Raw genomic sequence first — 19,328 nt, 5'->3', positions numbered from 1 at the left:
TTGTATGGCCACTGCCCCGCCCCCGGCCGCCGCGCCTTCCTCTCCAGGAGCCCTCCATGCCGTTCGACACGCCCGTCGCACCCGCTCCGGCCGCCGTCCGGTTGCCGCTCTCGGTGGCCCAGCGTGACATCTGGACGGCGCACGCCCTCGACCCCACCGGCGTCAAGTACAACGTCGCCGAGTGCCGCGAGATCATCGGCCCGGTCGACCCGGAGCTGATGGCGGCGGCCTGGCGCCGGCTCGTCGAGGAGGCCGACTTCCTCCGCATCCGCGGCTTCGAGGACGACGGCGAGCGGGTCTGGCAGGTCGTCGACCCCGACGCGGGCACTCGGAGCCTCCCGTTCACCGACGTGAGCGCGGCCGACGACCCCGAGGCCGAGGCCTGGCGCCTGATCGACGGCATGATCAGCGCCCCCTTCGACCTGGCCCGCCGCCCGCCGGTCCGCTGCGCGCTGATCAAACTGGGCGAGGAGCGGTACTTCTACTTCTACGGGTTCCACCACCTGGTCGTCGACGGCGTGGGCGTCTCGATGGCCCTCGCCCGCCTGGTCGAGCTGTACGAGCGGGCGGTCGCGGGCGAACCCTGGGGGCCCTCCCCGTTCGGGAGCCTCGCCGACCTGCTCGCCGAGGACGCCGCATACCGCGACTCCGAGCGGGCCGCCGCCGACCTGGCCGCCTGGCGGGAGCACCTCGCCGGCGCCCCGGACGCGCCCGCCGGCCTCGTCCGGGGCACCGGCCGGGCCCCCGCCGCGCACGGCGGCCTGCCCTTCGCGCGCCGCAGCGTACGGGTGTCCGCGGCGGACGCCGACCGGCTGCGGTCGGTCGCCCGGGGCGAGTGGGTCTCCTGGTCCGTCCTCCTCGTGGCCCTCTTCTCGGTCTACCTGCACCGCGTCACGGGCCGCGAGGAACTGGTCCTCGCCCTGCCCGTGACGGGCCGCACGACCCGCCAAGCCCGCAGCACCCCCGGCATGCTGTCGAACGTGGTGCCGCTCCGCCTCCGGGTGCGGCCCGAGGAGACCCTCGCCGCCCTGGTCCGCTCGGCCGCCGCCGAGGTCAAGCACGGACTGCGCCACCAGCTGACCCGGTACGAGGACCTGTGCCGGGACGCCGGAACCGTCGACGGCTCCCGCCGCCTCGCCGCCCCGGTCCTCAACATCATGGGCTTCCACGCGGAACTCACCGTGTGCGGCAGCCCGACCCTCAACCACAACATCAGCAACGGCCCGGTGGACGACCTCGCCGTCGCCGTGCTCGACCTCGGCGCCGAGCACGGCCTGCGGATCGACTTCGACACCCCGCTCGACGGCGTCGACGCGACGGCCGTCGCCGCCCACCAGGACCGCTTCGCCGCCTTCCTCGCCGGCGTCCTCGCCCCGGACCGGCCGGCCGAGCGCCGGATCGCCGACCTCGACGTCCTGACGGAGGCCGAACGCGCCCTGCTCACCGGCCCGTGGGCCGGTCCCGTCAGCAGCTCCGGCACCGCCTCCACGACCCTCGTCGCACGCTTCGAGGAGCAGGTGGCCCGCCACCCGGGCGCGACCGCGCTGATCGACGGCGAGCGGACGATCACGTACGCCGAGCTCAACGCCGCCGCCAACCGCTGGGCCCGCCACCTGAGTTCACGCGGTCTGGGACGCGGAGACCTGGCGGGCGTCCTCCTGGAGCGCGGCATCCGCTTCGCCACCGCCCTCCTCGCCGTCCTCAAGACCGGCGCCGCCCACGTCCTGCTCGACCCCGACTTCCCCGACGAGCGCCTCCGCACGGCGGCCGACGACGCCGGCATCCGTCACCTCCTCACCCGCCCGTCCCTCGCCGGACGCCTCGAAGGACCCTGGACGGTCCACACCGAGGCCCCCGGCGAACTCCTCTCCCACGGCCCCGGCAACCCCGGCCTCCCCGTCGCCCCCGACGATCCCGCCTGCCTGATGTTCACCTCGGGCTCGACGGGCCGGCCCAAGGCGATCCTGTCGTCCCACCGGAATCTGGTGTCCACCCTGATCGGCCAGCCCTACCTCCCCACCGGCCCCGACCAGGTCTATCTTCAGTGCTCGCCGGTCTCCTGGGACGCGTTCAGCCTGGAGCTCTGGGGCGGCCTCCTCCACGGCGGCACCGTCGTCCTCCAGCCGGGACAGAAACCCGAACCGGCCCTCGTCACCGAACTGGCCCGCCGCCACGGCGTCACCACGCTCCTGCTGTCCGCCACCCTCTTCAACTACCTCACCGACGAGCACCCGGAGGCGTTCGACACCGTCACCACCGCCTTCACCGTCGGCGAGGCAGCCTCCCCGGCCCACGTCCACAAGCTCCAGCGGCTCAGGCCCGGCATCGAGGTCGTGAACGGGTACGGACCGGCCGAGGTGATGATCTTCGCCACCACCCACACCGTCGAGCCCGGCGAGCACCCGCATACCGCGATCCCGATCGGAACCCCCCTCGTCGACAAGGGGAGTTACGTCCTCGACCCCCACCTGAACCTGTGCCCGCCGGGCGTCACCGGGGAGCTGTACGTGGCCGGCGAGGGCCTGGCCCACGGGTACCTGGGACGACCGGACCTGACGGCGGCCCGTTTCGTACCGAACCCGTTCGGACCCGGTCGTCTCTACCGGACCGGTGACCTGGTCCGCTTCGACGGCGAGGGCCGTCTCGTCTACGAGGGCCGGGCGGACGACCAGATCAAGATACGGGGCTTCCGGATCGAGCCGGGCGAGACCGAGGCCGCACTCCTGACCCACCCCCGGGTCACCCGGGCCGTCGTCACCGTCCACGAGAAGCGCCTCGCCGCGTACGTCGTCCTCGACGGTGACACCCACCCCGCCGTCCACCCGGAGGAGATCCGGCGGCACGTGGCCGACCGGCTCCCCGAGCACCTCGTCCCCACCTATCTGACCCCTCTCGACCGGCTGCCCGTCACTCCCAACGGAAAGATCGACAAGCGGGCCCTGCCGGCCCCGACGGCCCTCCTCACCACCCGGCGCGCCCCGCGCACCCGGACGGAGGAGACCCTCGTCGCCCTCTTCGGCACGACGCTGGAGACGGCGGACCCGATCGGCATCGACGACGGCTTCTTCGCCCTCGGCGGCCACTCGCTGCTCGCGGCACGCCTGACGAACCACATCGCGGACGCCCTGGGCGTACGGCTCACGATCCGGGACGTGTTCGAGAACCCGACGCCGGCGCGCCTCGCGGAACTGATCGCGGGGGTCGCGGGGGAGGAAGGCGTACGGGACGTCCTTCCGCCGCTGGTCGCGGGGGAGGGCACGGGCGAGAACGGCGCCCTGCCACCGGCCTCGTACGCACAGCGGCGCCTGTGGCTCCTCGCAGGCCTGGAGGGGGACAGCGCGGCCTACAACGTGCCCATGGTGGTGCGGTGCGAGGGCGGCGGGCTCGACGTCGGAGCCCTGGAGGCGGCGCTGGGGGACGTGGTGGCGCGGCATGCCCCGCTGCGGACGGTCTTCACGACCGTGGACGGCGAACCGCGCCAGCGGATCCTCCCGCCGGAGCTCGCGAGGACGCCGGTCCGACGGCGGCGCGTGGAGACGGCACACCTGGACGCCGAACTGGCCGCCGAGGCGGGCCGGGTGTTCGACCTGGCCACGGAGATTCCGGTGCGGGCGGCGGTGTTCGACCTGGAGCATGGGGCGGCGGTGCTCCTGCTGGTGATGCACCACATCGCGACGGACGGCGTGTCGAGCGGCGTGTTCTTCGCGGACCTGGAGCGGGCGTACGGGGCCCGGGTCGGGGGAGCGGGGAGCAGCGTGCTGGAGCCGTTGACGGTCCAGTACGCCGATTACGCGGTCTGGCAGCGGCGGGGGCTGGGCGACGCGGACGACCCGGGCAGTGTGCTGGGCCGGGACCTCGGGTTCTGGCGCGGTGCGCTGGAGGGGCTGCCGGAGGAGCACGGGCTGAGCCTGGACCGGCCGAGGCCGGCGCGGGCGTCGCATCGGGGCGGAGAGGTCGAGGCCGATCTCGGTGCGGGGGTGTTTGAGCGGGTGGCCGCGTTCGCGCGGGCCGAGGGGTGCACGCCGTTCATGGTGGTGCACGCGGCGCTCGTCGCGGCCCTGACCCGGTTGGGCGCGGGATCCGATCTGGCGATCGGTTCGCCGGTGGCGGGGCGCGGGGACAAGGCGTTGGAGGATCTGGTCGGGTTCTTCGTGAACACGCTGGTCCTGCGGACCGACAGTGCGGGTGATCCGACGTTCCGCGAGCTGCTGGACCGGGTGCGTACGGCGGACCTGGACGCGTTCGCGCACCAGGAGACGCCGTTCGATCTGGTCCTGGAGGCGGTCAACCCCACCCGTACGCTCTCGCGTCATCCCCTCTTCCAGATCTGCCTCAGTCTTGAGTCCGAGGGCGGCCCGGCGTTCGGGCTGCGGGGCGTACGGACCGGGCCCGTCGAAACGGTCTCCAACGGATCCGCCAAGTTCGACCTGGAGTTCTTCCTCCGCTCCGACGACGAGAAGTCGCTCCGGGCCACCGTGCTCTTCGCCGCCGAGCTGTTCGACGAGGTGACGGTACGGCGCATGGTGACGGTCCTGGGTGACGTACTGGCGCAGGTGCTGGCCGAGCCGGGTGCACGGCTCTCGGACCTGGAGGTGTTGTCCGGTGCGGAACGTGAGCTGCTGACCGGTCCGTGGGCCGGGACGGTCGCCGACGTGGGGGACGCGTCGCTGGTCGAGCGGTTCGAGGAGCAGGTCGCCCGCCATCCGGGCCGTACCGCCCTGGTCGACGGCGAGCGGAGGATCACGTACGCCGAGTTGAACGCCACCGCCAACCGCTGGGCTAGGCACCTGAGTTCACGCGGTCTGGGGCGCGGTGACATGGCCGGTGTGCTCCTTGAGCGGGGTGCGGATTTTGCCGCTGCGGTGATCGCGGTCGTCAAGGCCGGGGCCGGTTACACGCTCCTGGACCCGGACTTCCCCGACGAGCGGCTGCGCTCGGCCGCCACCGACGCCGGCATCGGCGTCCTGGTCACGGACCTCCGTCTCGCGGGGCGTCTGGAGGGGCCGTGGCAGACCGTCTCCTGCTCGCCCGGGGAGCTGGAGGACCTGTCCGGGGAGAACCTGGGCACGGAGCTGACCGGGGACGACGTGGCGTGCCTGATGTTCACGTCGGGGTCGACGGGTCGGCCGAAGGGGATCCTGTCGTCGCACCGGAACCTGGTGTCGACGGTGAGCGGTCAGTCGTACGGCCGGTTCGGGCCGGACGAGGTGTTCCTCCAGTGCTCGCCGGTCTCCTGGGACGCGTTCAGCCTGGAGTTCTGGGGCGCGCTGCTGCACGGCGGGGTCTCGGTGGTGCAGCCGGGGCAGCGGCCGGAACCGGTGCTGATCAGCGAGCTGTCCCGTCGGCACGGGGTGACGATGCTCCAGTTGTCGGCGAGTCTGTTCAACTTCCTGGTGGACGAGCACCCGGAGGCCTTCGCCACGGTCACGGTCGCCTTCACCGGCGGCGAGGCCGCCTCCCCGGCGCACGTGCACAAGCTCCAGCGCCTCAAGCCCGGCCTTGAGGTGGTGAACGGTTACGGGCCGGCCGAGTCGATGGGCTTCACCACCACGCACCCCGTCGAGGCGGCCGACCGCCCTCACACCGTGATCCCGATCGGAACTCCGCTCGTCAACAAGGGCGGTTACGTCCTCGACGCCCGCCTGAACCTGTGCCCGCCGGGCGTCACCGGCGAGCTCTACCTCAGCGGGGAGGGCCTGGCCCACGGCTACCTCGGGAGGCCGGACCTGACGGCGACCCGTTTCGTGCCGAACCCGTTCGGGCCGGCCGGTGGGCGTCTTTACCGGACCGGTGACCTGGCCCGTTTCGACCGTGAGGGCCGCCTCGTCTACGAGGGCCGGGCGGACGACCAGATCAAGATACGGGGCTTCCGCGTCGAACCGGGAGAGACCGAGGCCGCCCTCCTGACCCATCCCCGGGTCACCCAGGCCGTTGTCACCGTCCACCACGACCGCCTCGCCGCCTACGTCGTCACCGACGACGACGTACACCCCGAGGAGATCCGCAAGCACGTGGCGGGCCGGCTTCCCGAGCACCTCGTCCCCGCGCACGTCATCGGTCTGGAGCGGCTGCCGCTCACCCCGAACGGCAAGATCGACAAGCGGGCCCTTCCCGAGCCGGCCGTCATCACCGCTTCCGGCCGCGCCCCGCGCACGCCGCTCGAAGAGACCCTCCTCGCCCTTTTCACCCGCGTCCTCGACACGACCGCCGACCTCACCGTCGACGACGACTTCTTCCACCACGGCGGCCACTCGCTGCTCGCGGCGCGTCTGACGAACCACATCGCGGACGCCTTGGCCGTGCGGCTCACGATCCGGGACGTGTTCGGGAGTCCGACGGTGGCGCGCCTCGCGGAGCTGGTCGCGGGGGAGGAAGGCACACGGGATGTCCTCCCGCCGTTGGTCGCGGGGGAGGGGGAGACGGAGGACGGACTGCCCCCGGCCTCGTTCGCGCAGCGGCGGCTGTGGCTCCTTTCCCAGCTCGACGGGGACAGCGCGGCCTACAACGTGCCGATGGTGGTGCGGTTCGAGGGCGCCGGGCTGGACCCGGCCGCGCTGGAAGCGGCGCTGGGAGACGTGGTGGAACGGCATGCTCCGCTGCGGACGGTCTTCGCGACCGTGGACGGCGAACCGCGCCAGCGGATCCTTCCGCCGGAGCAGGCACGCGTGAGCGTGGAATCACGCCGGACCGAGACCGGGCTCCTCGAAGCGGAACTGACTGCCGAGGCGGGCCGGGTGTTCGACCTGGCCGCGGAGATCCCGGTACGGGCGGTGGTGTTCGACCTCGGAGACGGGCCTGCGGTCCTGCTGCTGGTGGTGCACCACATCGCGATCGACGGCGTGTCGAACGGTGTGTTCTTCGCGGACCTGGAACGGGCGTACGAGGCCCGGGTCGGGGGAGCGGGGAGCAGCGTGCTGGAGCCGCTGACGGTCCAGTACGCCGATTACGCGGCCTGGCAGCGGCGGGTGCTGGGGTCGGCCGACGATCCGGACGGCGTGCTGGGCCGGGACCTCGGCTTCTGGCGCGGTGCGCTGGAAGGCCTTCCCGAGGAGCACGGGCTGAGCCTGGACCGGCCGAGGCCGGCGAAGGCCTCTCACCTGGGCGACCGGATCGAGGTCGACTTCGGTGCGGGGGTGTTCGAGCGGGTGGCCGCGTTCGCCCGGAGCGAGGGGTGCACGCCGTTCATGGTGGTGCACGCGGCGCTCGTCGCGGCCCTGACCCGGTTGGGCGCGGGATCCGATCTGGCGATCGGTTCGCCGGTGGCCGGACGCGGGGACAAGGCGCTGGAGGACCTGGTCGGGTTCTTCGTGAACACGCTGGTCCTGCGGACCGACAGCGCGGGTGATCCGACGTTCCGCGAGCTGCTGGACCGGATCCGCACCGCCGATCTGGACGCGTTCGCGCACCAGGAGACGCCGTTCGATCTGGTCCTGGAGGCGGTCAACCCCACCCGTACGCTCTCACGCCATCCCCTCTTCCAGATCTGCCTCGGCCTTGAGGCGGGCACCGCCCCGCAGGTGGACCTGGCCGGTGTCCGTATCTCCGAGGTCTCGGGCCTCGCGAACGGCTCGGTCAAGTTCGACCTGGAGTTCCTGCTCCGCTCCGACGACGGCCGACGCCTGCACGGTGCGGTCCTCTTCGCCGCCGAGCTGTTCGACGAGGTGACGGTCCGGCGCATGACGAGGATCCTCGGGGACGTACTGGCGCAGGTGCTGGACGAGCCGGGTGTCCGGCTCTCCGGGATCGAGGTGCTGTCCGGTGCGGAGCGCGAGCTGCTGACCGGTCCGTGGGCCGGGACGGTCGCCGACGTGGGGGACGCGTCGCTGGTCGAGCGGTTCGAGGAGCAGGTCACCCGCCATCCGGGCCGTACCGCCCTGGTCGACGGCGAGCGGAGGATCACGTACGCCGAGTTGAACACCGCCGCCAACCGCTGGGCCCGCCGCCTGCGTTCACGGGGTCTGGGGCGCGGTGACATGGCCGGTGTCCTGCTTGAGCGGGGTGCGGACTTCGCGGCTGCGGTGATCGCGGTCGTCAAGGCCGGGGCCGGTTACACGCTCCTGGACCCGGACTTCCCCGACGAGCGGCTGCGCTCGGCCGCCACCGACGCCGGCATCCGTCACCTCCTCACCTGCCCGTCCCTCGCCGCGCGCGTCGACGGACCCTGGACGACCCACACGGAAACCCCGGCCGAACTCTCGTCCCTCGACTCCGACGACCTCGGCCTGCCGATCGGTCCCGACGATTCCGCCTGCCTGATGTTCACGTCGGGGTCGACGGGTCGGCCGAAGGGGATCCTGTCGTCGCACCGGAACCTGGTCTCGACGGTGAGCGGTCAGTCGTACGGCCGGTTCGGGCCGGACGAGGTGTTCCTGCAGTGCTCGCCGGTCTCCTGGGACGCGTTCAGCCTGGAGTTCTGGGGCGCGCTGCTGCACGGCGGAACCTCCGTGCTCCAGCCGGGGCAGCGGCCCGAGCCCGTACTGATCAGCGAGTTGTCCCGCCGGCACGGGGTGACGATGTTGCAGTTGTCGGCGAGTCTGTTCAACTTCCTGGTGGACGAGCACCCGGAGGCCTTCGCCACGGTCACGGTCGCCTTCACCGGCGGCGAGGCCGCCTCCCCGGCGCACGTGCACAAGCTCCAGCGCCTCAAGCCCGGCATCGAGATCGTCAACGGCTACGGGCCGGCCGAGTCGATGGGCTTCACGACCACCCACTCCATCGCCCGTGGCGACGAGCCGCACGCCCTCGTCCCGATCGGAATCCCGCTCGTCAACAAGGGCAGTTACGTCCTCGACGCCCGCCTGAACCTGTGCCCGCCGGGCGTCACCGGCGAGCTCTACCTCAGCGGGGAGGGCCTGGCGCACGGCTACCTCGGGCGGCCGGACCTGACGGCGACCCGTTTCGTGCCGAACCCGTTCGGGCCGGCCGGTGGGCGTCTTTACCGAACCGGTGACCTGGCCCGTTTCGACCGTGAGGGCCGTCTCGTCTACGAGGGCCGGGCGGACGACCAGATCAAGATACGGGGCTTCCGCGTCGAACCGGGCGAGACCGAGGCCGCCCTCCTGACCCATCCCCGGGTCACCCAGGCCGTCGTCACCGTCCATCGCGAACGGCTCGCCGCCTACGTCGTCACCGACGGCGACATCCATCCGGAGGAGGTCCGCGGGCACGTCGCCGCACGGCTCCCCGAGCACCTCGTCCCGACCCACCTCACGTTCCTGGAGCGGCTGCCGCTCACACCGAACGGCAAGATCGACAAGCGGGCCCTGCCCGAGCCGGCCGTCACCGCCGCCTCCGGCCGCGCCCCGCGCACGCCGCTCGAAGAGACCCTCCTCGCCCTCTTCGTCCGCGTCCTCGACACGACCGCCGACCTCACCGTCGACGACGACTTCTTCCACCACGGCGGCCACTCGCTCCTGGGGGCCCGCCTCACCAACCACATCGCCGGTGCCCTGGACGTGCGGCTCACCGTCCGCGACGTCTTCCAGCACCCGACCCCCGCCCGGCTCGCCGCGCACATCGAAGCGCTCAGGGCCGCCGCCGTCCCGGCGAAGAAGGCCCGACCCGCCCTCCGCCGCCGTACCGAGACAGAACGGATCAGCTCATGACCTCCTCCTTCCCGGACTCCGCCCCCGCCCCCGCGCCCGAAGACGTCGTCTGGGACCTCCCCGGAGACGCCCCGCACCGCCTGTCGCTCCTCGTCCTTCCGCACGCGGGCGGCAACGCCCACGCGTACAGCACGTGGCGCGAGCACCTGCCGGCCGGCGTCCGGCTGCTGGTCGGCCAGTACCCGGGCCGGGGCGCCCGCTACAGCGAGGACCTGCCCGAGTCCGTCGACGACCTGGCGCTCCCCGTGGTCGACGCCCTCCCCTCGGACACCGGCCCCCTGGTGGTCCTCGGGCACAGCATGGGCAGCCTGGTCGCCTTCGAGGTGACCCGGGCCCTCCAGGCCGGCGGCCGGACCCCGCACGGGCTGATCGCCTCCGCCTGCCGGGCGCCCGTCCTGCCCAACCAGTGCCCGGTCCGCCCCGAACTGCTCGACGACGACCAGCTCGTCGCCGCCATCAAGGAGCGCGGCGGCACCGACGACGGCATCCTCGACGACCCGGAGCTCCGCGAGATCGTCCTGCCGTCCATCCGCGCCGACTTCGCCATCGACGACGTCTACCGGTGCACCGCCCCGAGCGTGCGGCTCGACTGCCCGGTCGCGGTGTTCGGCGGCGACGCCGACCCGATCGTCCCGGTCGACATGCTCGGCGGCTGGTCCCTCGTGGCCGGGCACCCGGTCGAGCCCGAGGTGCTCCCCGGCGACCACTTCTACTTCCAGCAGGACCTGCCCGGCTTCTTCGCCCGGCTGAACCCGGTCCTCGACGCCCTGCACGCCTCCGCGACCACGGCCGCCTGACCCGCGCCGTCTGTCGACACCACCCCACCCCCTTCCCACGGAAGACGAGGAACCCGCCATGACCACCTTCGCCCCCAGCCCGGCCACCGCCGGCGTCACCGTAGTCCGGGAGCCGGGCAAGCCGGCCGTCCTCCACACGCCCGCCTTCGGCACCATGGCCGAGGCCACCGCGTGGCTGTCCGACCGGCGCGCCGACATCCAGGCCGAACTGCACCGCTCCGGCGCGGTCCTGCTGCGCGGCCTGCCCGTCACGGACGCGGCCACCTTCGCCGAGGCCCGGGACGCGCTGATCGCCGAGCGCGCCGGCTACAAGGAGAAGGCCACCCCGCGCACCGACTTCGGCGAGGGCGTCTTCTCCTCCACCGACCTGCCCGCCGCCCAGCCGATCCGCCTGCACAACGAGAACAGCTACACCCTCGACTTCCCCGGCGTGCTGCTCTTCGGCTGCGTCACCGCCCCCGAGACGGGCGGCGCGACCACCGTCGGCGACATGCGGAAGGCCCTCGCCGCCCTCCCGCAGGACCTCGTCGACCGGTTCGCCGAGGCCGGCTGGCTCCTCGTCCGCAACTACTCGGACCTCGCGGGCATGCCCTGGCGCAAGGCGTTCTCGTCGGACGAGCCGGCGGGCGCCGAGGCGTACTGCGACGCCCACGCCATCGGCTACGAATGGCTCGACGAGGACACCCTGCGCACCCGCCAGCGCCGCTCCGCGATCGTCACCCACCCGGTGACCGGCGAGCGCGTCTGGTTCAACCACTTCGCGTTCTGGAACGCCCGCAGCCTCGACGAGGACGTCCGCGAGGTCCTCACCGAGACGTTCGGCGAGGACGGCCTGCCCTTCCAGACCCTCCTGGGCGACGGCACCACCCTCACCGACGCCGAGGTGGACGCCGTCAACGACGCCTACCAGGCCGTCACCGTGCGGGAGACCTGGCAGGCCGGCGACCTGATGCTCGTCGACAACATCCTCTGCGCCCACGGCCGGGAGTCGTACACCGGGGACCGCAAGATCCTCGTCGCCATGGGCGAGCCGGTGCCGCTGTCCGCCTGCTCCCCGACCACCGCCCCCTCCACCGCCCCGTACGGAAGGTGAGCCCCGCCATGACCGCCGTCCTCCCCGAGCGCCCCGCCGCCCTCTCCACCTCCCTCCTGGGGGAGCACCCCACCGCGGGCCCCTGCCCCTGCGGCACGTGCGCCGCCGCCGGCACCGGCGCGGCCGACCTGCTCGCCCGGCTCGCCACCGCCCCCGGCGGCCGTACCGCCGTCGTCGCGGGCGACCGCACCCTCACCTTCGACGAACTGCGCGCCGAGGCCGCCGCGTTCGCCGCCCGGATCACCGCCCTCGGCACCGGTCCGGAGAGCGTCGTCGCGCTCTGCCTGCCGCGCGGCGCCGACCTCGTCACCGCGATCATCGGCACCCTCACCGCCGGCGCCGCCTACCTGCCGGTCGACCCCGCCCTGCCCGTCGAGCGCCGCCGTTACCTCGTCGAGGACTCCGGCGCCGACCTGGTGGTGACGGACGGCACGGCCGGATCCCCCGCCCCCGGTGCCCGCGCCGTGACGATCGCCGAGCTGACGGACGTACGGAGCGACGCCCCCGTCCCGTACGCGCCCGCCCCGGTCACCGCCGACACCCTCGCCTACGTCATCTACACCTCCGGCTCCACCGGCCGCCCCAAGGGCGTGGAGATCGGCCGCGGCGCCGTCTCCCTGCTGCTGCGCGAGCTCGAAGGGGCGGGCGCCGCCACCGGCGAGGGCCGCCGGGTCGGCTGGAACGCCTCCCCGTCGTTCGACGCGTCCGTGCAGCAGTGGGTACGGCTCTGCCGGGGCGACACGCTCGTCATGATCGACGAGGAGACCCGCCGCGACCCGGCGCTCCTCGCCGCCCTCGTCGACGCACAGGCCCTCACGGACCTGGACGTCACCCCGTCGCACGCCGACCCGCTGCTCGACCTGCTCACCCCCGACGGCGGCCCGCGCCCGCTGACCCTCCTCGTCGGCGGCGAGGCCATCGGCACGGCGCTGTGGGACCGCCTGGCCGCCGCCCACACCTCCGGCCTCCTGCGCGCCCTCAACGTGTACGGGCCCACCGAGTGCACCGTCGACGCCACCGCCGGGTGGATCGACCGGCCGGGCGAGCCGCACATCGGGACCGCCCTGCCCGGGCTCCGGGCCCGGCTCCTCGACGAGGACCTCGCCCCGGTGGGGGAGGGGGAGGCCGGCGAGCTGTACCTGGCCGGTCCGCGCGTGGCCCGCGGCTACCGCAACCGCCCCGGCCTGACGGCGGAGCGCTTCGTCGCCGACCCGTCCGGCGCCCCCGGCGGACGCATGTACCGCACCGGCGACCGCTGCCGGCTGCTGCCCGACGGCCGGCTCGCCTACCTCGGCCGCGCCGACGGCCAGGTCAAGCTGCGCGGACACCGCATCGAACTCCCCGAGATCGAGGCCGCCCTCACCCGGGTGGACGGCGTCGCCGAGGCCGCCGTGGTCCTCGGCGAGGACGCGGGCGGCACGCCCTGCCTGATCGCCCACCACCGGGGTGGCGACGCCACCGCGCTCCGCACCGCGCTCACCGCCGCCCTGCCCTCGTACATGGTCCCGGCCGCGTACGTCGCGGTGGACCGGTTCGCCACCACGCCCAGCGGCAAGCTCGACCGGGCCGCGCTCGCCACCCGCGTCGAGGCGTCGAAGGACCGGGCGGGGACCGCCGGTTCCGCCGGTTCCGCCGGTCCCGCCGGTCCCGCCGAAGGCCTGACCGGTACGGCGGAGGAGCTGATCGCCCGCGTGTGGACCCAGGTCCTGGGCGCCGCCTCGATCGGCCCCGACGACAACTTCTTCAAGCTCGGCGGCCACTCCCTGCTCGCCATCAAGCTGGTCTCCCGGGTCCGGGCCGAACTCTCCGTGGCACTGCCCGTCAAGGCCGTCTACGCCCACCCCCGGCTGCGCGACCTCGCCGCCCACATCGAGGGACTGACGGCCGCGAAGGATGCCTGACCGCGGTCCCCGACCCTGGCCCCGACCTCGACCTCGACCTCGACCCCGGTCCCGGTCCCAGTCCCGATCCCGGCCCCGGCCCCGGTCCCGACTCCGATCCCGGCCCCGCCACCGGCTCGCCCACCCGCCTCCGCCACTCCCGAGGAGCAGCAATCGTGATCCCCCTGTCCTACGCCCAGCGCCGGCTGTGGTTCCTGAGCCGGCTGGAAGGCCCGTCGTCGGCGTACAACGCTCCCGTGGTGCTCCGGTTGGACGCGATGCCCGACCCGGGTGTGCTGGAGGCCGCGGTACGGGACGTGGTGGAGCGGCACGAGGTGCTGCGGACGGTGTATCCGGCGCGGGACGGCGAACCGTACCAGCGGGTCGTCGATGCTCCCGAGGTGCGGTTCGAGGTCGAACGGGGCGTGCCCGGTGGGGAGGTGGAGGCGAGGGCTACGGAATTCGCCCGGCTGACCGTCGACGTGACGACCGAACCACCTCTCCGGGTAAGGCTTTTCGGAGTGGAGGACGGGACGGCGGTGCTGGTGCTGCTCGTCCACCACATCGCCACGGACGGGTGGTCGGTGGGCTGCCTGCTCACGGACCTGGACCTGGCCTACCGCGCCCGGGCCGAGGGGCGTGCCCCCGACCGGGAGCCGCTGCCCGTCCAGTACGCGGACTACACCCTCTGGCAGCGGGACATGCTCGGCGACCCCGAGGACCCCGACAGCACCGCCCGCGAACAACTGGCCTTCTGGCGCGAGGCGCTCGACGGCATCCCCGCGGAGACCCGGCTGCCCGCCGACCGGCCCCGGCCGGTCGAGCCCGGCCGGCAGCGGGGCGCCGTGGTCTCCCTGGACCTGGACGCCGGAACCCACCAGGCCCTGACCGGCCTCGCCCGTGCCCGGCGGGCGACGTTCTTCATGGTGGTCCGCTCGGCGCTGTCCCTCGCTCTGCGGGCGGCGGGCGCGGGGGCGGACGTGGTGGTGGGGACGCCGGTGGCCGGGCGGCCGGAGGAGGCGCTGCACGATCTGGTCGGGTTCTTCGTGAACACGCTGGCCCTGCGGACCGACCTGTCGGGCGACCCGACGCTCGGCGAGCTGGTGGGGCGGGTGCGGGACGCCGATCTCGCGGCCTTCGCGCACGACGACCTGCCGTTCGACCTGCTCGTGGAGGACCTGAACCCCGAGCGTACCCTCGGCCGGCACCCCTTCTTCCAGGTCATGGTCAGCGCACGGACCGCGCAGGACGACCCGTACCGCCTGGGCGGCATACCGGCCGTCCTCGACGGGGCCGACCTGGCCACCGCCAAGTTCGACCTCTCCTTCGACTGCCTGGAGCGGTTCGGCCCGGACGGCGCGCCGGACGGGCTGGGGCTCGGACTCCAGTACGCGACCGACCTGTACGACGAGGAGACCGCGCTCCTCCTGCTCGACCTGTTCCGGCGGGCGTTGAGCGCCCTCGCCGAGCGGCCGGACAGCACGCCGCTGGGGCGGGTGGAGCTGCTCACCGACCAGGAGCGCCGGGGACTCGACCGGCGCCACCGGGCGCTCGCCGCCGCCGGGAACCGGCGGGCCGGGGCCGGGAAGGAGCCGCGCGACGGCGAACGGGCGCGCACCACCACGGACCCCCGGGAGGAGATCCTGCGCGGACTGTTCGCGGAGATCCTGGACAAGGACGAGGTGCTGCCGGGGGAGAACTTCTTCAAGCTGGGCGGGCACTCCCTGCTCGCCGGAAAGCTCACCAACCGCATTCGCGGTGCCCTCGGGCTCCAGGCCGCCCTCCGCGACGTGTTCCTCGCCCCGTCCCCGCGCCAGCTCCTGCGGCGGCTCGGCGAGCAGGGCACCGGACCCGCCCGTCCGGCCCTGCGGCCCGTGCCGGAGGAGCGGCGGCCCGAGCGGATCCCGCTCTCCTACGCCCAGCGCCGGCTGTGGTTCCTGAGCCGGCTGGAAGGCCCGTCGTCGGCGTACAACGCGCCCGTGGTGCTCCGGCTTGAGGCGATGCCCGACCCGGGTGTGCTGGAGGCCGCGGTACGGGACGTGGTGGAGCGGCACGAGGTGCTGCGGACGGTGTATCCGGCGCGGGACGGCGAACCGTACCAGCGGGTCGTCGACGCTCCCGAGGTACGGGTGGAGGTCGAGGAACGCGTCCCCGTCGGTGAGGCGAAGGCGCTGGCGACGGAGTTCGCCCGGACGCCGATCGACGTGACGACCGAACCGCCGCTCAGGATAAGGCTGTTCGCCGTGGAGGACGGGACGGCGGTGCTGGTCCTGCTCGTCCACCACATCGCCACGGACGGGTGGTCGGTGGACTGCCTGCTCTCCGACCTCGACACCGCCTGCCGCGCCCGCGCCGGGGGCCGCGCTCCCGACTGGGAGCCGCTGCCCGTCCAGTACGCCGACTACACCCTCTGGCAGCGCGACCTCCTCGATGCCGAACACGACTTCCTGGGAAGTCGGTTGGCCTTCTGGCGTACGGCCCTCGACGGCGTTCCGGCGGAGACGCGGCTGCCCGCCGACCGGCCCCGGTCGGCCGAGCCCGGACAGCGGCGGGGCGAGGTGGTGACCACGGAGGTCGACGCCGGCGTGCACAAGGCGCTCGGCGGCCTCGCCCGGGCGCAGCGGGCGACGTTCTTCATGGTGGTCCGCTCGGCGCTGTCCCTCGCTCTGCGGGCGGCGGGGGCCGGATCCGATCTGGTCGTGGGGACGCCGGTGGCGGGGCGGCCGGAGGAGGCGCTGCACGATCTGGTCGGGTTCTTCGTGAACACGCTGGCCCTGCGGACCGACCTGTCGGGCGATCCGACGCTCGGCGAGCTGGTGGGGCGGGTGCGGGACGCCGATCTCGCGGCCTTCGCGCACGACGACCTGCCGTTCGACCTGCTCGTGGAGGACCTGAACCCCGAGCGGTCCCTCGGCCGGCACCCCTTCTTCCAGGTCATGGTCAGCGCGCAGGCCGCCGGGGCGGCGCAGGACACGGCCCGTGCCCTCGGCGGCATCCCCGGCACCCTGGACGGCGCCGACCTGGCCACCGCCAAGTTCGACCTGAGCTTCCACTGCGCCGAGACGCTCGGCCCCGACGGCGAACCGGGCGGCGTGCTGCTCGGACTCCAGTACGCGACCGGGCTCTACGACCGGGACACCGCGCTCCTCCTGCTCGACCTGTTCCGGCGCGGTCTCACCGCCCTCGCCGAGCGGCCCGCCGACACGCCCCTCGGCGCCGTCCGCCTGGTCACCGACGAGGAGCGCCGGGACCTGGACCGGCGCCACGAGGCCCTCGCCGCCGCCGAGCGGAGCCGCGGCGCGGCCGGAAAGGGGGCGCGGGACGGGGCCCGTGCCGTCACGGACCCCCGCGAGGAGATCCTCCGGGGACTGTTCGCCGAGATCCTGGACCGGGAGGAGGTGCTGCCGGGGGAGAACTTCTTCAAGCTCGGCGGGCACTCGCTGCTCGCGGGCAAGCTCACCAACCGGATCCGCAAGGCACTCGGGCTCCGGGCCGCCCTCCGCGACGTGTTCCTCGCCCCGACTCCGCGCCAGCTCCTGCGGCGACTCGACGAGCAGGGGCGGGGGCAGGGGGCCGGGCCCGCCCGGCCGGCCCTGCGGCCCGTGCCGGAGGAGCGGCGGCCCGAGCGGATCCCGCTCTCCTACGCCCAGCGCCGGCTGTGGTTCCTGAACCGGCTCGAAGGGCCGTCCGCCACCTACAACATCCCCGTCGTGACCCGGCTCCGCCGCCCCCTCGACCCGGCCGTGTTCGCCGCCGCCCTCACGGACGTCGCCGCCCGGCACGAGGTGCTGCGCACCGTCTACCGCTCCGTCGACGGCGAGCCCCACCAGCAGGTCCTCGACGGTGCCGTGCCCGTCCTCGAACAGATCGCGGCCGCCGGGCCCGAGGAGCTGCGGGCGGCCGTCGACGAGGCCGCCGGACACGTCTTCGACCTGGCCGGCGAGATCCCCTTCCGGGCCCGGCTCGTGACCGGCGCCGACGGCGGCCAGGTGCTGGTGCTGCTCCTGCACCACATCGCGGGCGACGGCTGGTCCACCCCGTGCCTGCTCGCCGACCTCGACACCGCCTACCGCGCCCGCGCCGGGGGCCGCGCCCCCGACTGGGAGCCCCTGCCCGTCCAGTACGCCGACTACACCCTCTGGCAGCGCGACCTCCTCGACGGGCAAGGGGGCGAAAGCGGCCTCGCAGGCGAGCAGTTGGCCCACTGGCGCGACGCCCTCGACGGGCTGCCGCCGCTGCTCGCCCTGCCCACCGACCGGCCGCGTCCGGCGGAGAGCGACGGGGCCGGCGCCCTCACCGCCCTCGACGTGAGCGCCGCCACCCACCGGGCCCTGCTGCGCCGCGCCCGGAGCAGCGGCGCCACCCTCTTCATGGTCGTGCAGGCCGCCCTCGCCGCCCTCCTCACCCGGCACGGCGCGGGCACCGACCTCGCGATCGGCACCACCGTCGCCGGCCGCGCCGACGACGCCCTGCACCCCCTCGTCGGCTTCTTCGTCAACACGCTGGTGCTGCGCACCGACACCTCCGGCGATCCCGCCTTCACCGACCTGGTGCACCGCGTCCGCGAGGCGGACCTCGCCGCCTACAGCCACCAGGACCTCCCCTTAGACCGGCTCGTGGAGCACCTCAGCCCGCACCGCTCCGCCGCCCACGCCCCGCTCGTGCAGGTGATGCTCCAGGTCCACGCCGCGACCGCCGCCGCTTCGGGCGGTTCCGGCGCCCCGAACGTCCTGGACGGCGAGCCGGTCGCGTTCCGGGCCGTCGGCGCCAAGTCGGACCTCACCTTCGCGCTCACCGAGCTCACCGACGCGGACGGCGCCCCGGCCGGGCTGCGCGGCGCCCTCGAATACGCCACCGCCCTCTACGACGAGGAGACCGCCCGCCTCCTGGCCCGGCGCCTCGCCGATACCCTCGACGCGTTCGCCGCCGACCCCGGACTCCCGCTGTCCGGACCCGCGTACGGCCCGGCCGCCCCCACGGGACCGGAGGCCGTACGGGACGGGAAGGGGCGCCCCGTCCCCGTACGGGTGCCCGGCGAGGTGTACGAGCCGGTCCCCGGCGGCGGTGACCGGCCCACCGGCCGGCGGGCCTTCCCGGCCGCCGACGGCACCCTGCGGCCCGTCGCCACCCTCACCGCGGGCGGCTATCCGGTGGAGCCGGGCCGCGTCGAGGGCGTCCTCACCGGCAATCCCGGCGTGACCGGGGCGACCGTCGCCGTCCGCGACGACCGGCTGTACGCGTACGTCACCCGCGTGCCCGGGGCCGCCGGTGAGGCGGAGCTGCGGACCCGGGCCGCCGAGCGGCTGCCCGAGTACCTGGTCCCCGCCCGCGTGGTCGTCGTGGACCGGCTGCCCGCCCCCGGTGAGCACCCCGACCTCGTTCCGGAGGGGGAGGTGCCGGGCGCGGCGGCCCCGGGCGGCCGGGAGGACGAGCTGCTCGCCCTCTTCCGGGAGGTCCTCGGCGGCCGGGCGCTCGGCCGGGACGACAACTTCTTCAAGTCCGGCGGTCACTCCCTCCTCGCGGTCCGGCTGCTCAACCGGATCCGCGCCGAGCTCGGCCGGGACCTCACCCTGCGGGACGTGTTCCGCAACCCCACCGCGGCCTCCCTCGCCCGGCGCCTCGCCGAAGCGTCTCCCGTGACGGGCACGGCGGGTACGGCGGGGAAGGCGGGCGGAACCGGTACGGCGGGCGGAGCCGGTACGGCGGGCGCGGCAGGTACGGCGGGGAAGGCGGCGCCCCGGCCGCCTGCCGCCCCCGCGCTGCGGCGCCGCACCCGGGCGGGGGCGCGCCAGGGCCGCTGACGGCCCGGCACCGGCAGCTCCGGGCGGCTCCTTCTGCCGCCCGGAGCTGCCGGGCCGACTGCCCCGGGAGCGGGCGGGCCGCGCCTAGCGTGAAGGGCACGGAGGCGAGGGGAACCGTTCGCCCCGGTCTCTCGGCCCCTTACCGGAGGAAC

The 19,328-nt window shown here is 74.2% G+C and carries 5 protein-coding genes; all 5 read left to right on the top strand.

The genetic code is table 11. The features are described from left to right. Window positions 1-56: 56 nt before the first annotated feature. The 5 genes from ACIP5O_RS10150 to ACIP5O_RS10130 all read left to right on the top strand — a co-directional run bounded on the left by ACIP5O_RS10150 (window position 57) and on the right by ACIP5O_RS10130 (window position 19,176). Window positions 57-9,605, top strand: coding sequence for an amino acid adenylation domain-containing protein (locus tag ACIP5O_RS10150; RefSeq protein WP_401290867.1), 9,549 nt, complete (start codon window positions 57-59; stop codon window positions 9,603-9,605). Then, entirely contained in the window at window positions 9,602-10,402 is an 801-nt protein-coding gene (locus ACIP5O_RS10145) for a thioesterase II family protein (protein ID WP_401290864.1), read from the top strand. The genes ACIP5O_RS10150 and ACIP5O_RS10145 overlap by 4 nt, the downstream gene beginning before the upstream one ends. Before the next feature lie 58 nt (window positions 10,403-10,460). Further along, the gene (locus tag ACIP5O_RS10140) at window positions 10,461-11,495 is read left to right on the top strand and encodes a TauD/TfdA family dioxygenase (RefSeq protein ID WP_401290861.1); all 1,035 of its coding nucleotides are present in this window, start codon (window positions 10,461-10,463) and stop codon (window positions 11,493-11,495) included. 8 nt (window positions 11,496-11,503) lie between these two features. After that, window positions 11,504-13,396 carry an amino acid adenylation domain-containing protein gene (locus tag ACIP5O_RS10135; RefSeq protein WP_401290860.1) on the top strand — a complete coding sequence of 631 codons (1,893 nt, stop codon included), beginning with the start codon at window positions 11,504-11,506 and terminating at the stop codon, window positions 13,394-13,396. A gap of 155 nt (window positions 13,397-13,551) precedes the next feature. Continuing rightward, window positions 13,552-19,176, top strand: coding sequence for a condensation domain-containing protein (locus tag ACIP5O_RS10130; protein ID WP_401290858.1), 5,625 nt, complete (start codon window positions 13,552-13,554; stop codon window positions 19,174-19,176). Window positions 19,177-19,328 lie beyond the last annotated feature (152 nt).

The organism is Streptomyces sp. NPDC088915 (assembly GCF_044749825.1).
Lineage (GTDB): Bacteria > Actinomycetota > Actinomycetes > Streptomycetales > Streptomycetaceae > Streptomyces.
The sequence above is the reverse complement of the archived record's forward strand: the minus strand, read 5'-3'. Positions and strand labels throughout refer to the sequence as shown.

Excerpts from the sequence above, each read along its gene's own strand:
- ACIP5O_RS10135 (WP_401290860.1), top strand. The coding sequence starts at position 11,504 with ATGACCGCCGTCCTCCCCGAGCGCCCCGCCGCCCTCTCCACCTCCCTC.
- ACIP5O_RS10150 (WP_401290867.1), top strand. The coding sequence starts at position 57 with ATGCCGTTCGACACGCCCGTCGCACCCGCTCCGGCCGCCGTCCGGTTG.
- ACIP5O_RS10145 (WP_401290864.1), top strand. The coding sequence starts at position 9,602 with ATGACCTCCTCCTTCCCGGACTCCGCCCCCGCCCCCGCGCCCGAAGAC.
- ACIP5O_RS10140 (WP_401290861.1), top strand. The coding sequence starts at position 10,461 with ATGACCACCTTCGCCCCCAGCCCGGCCACCGCCGGCGTCACCGTAGTC.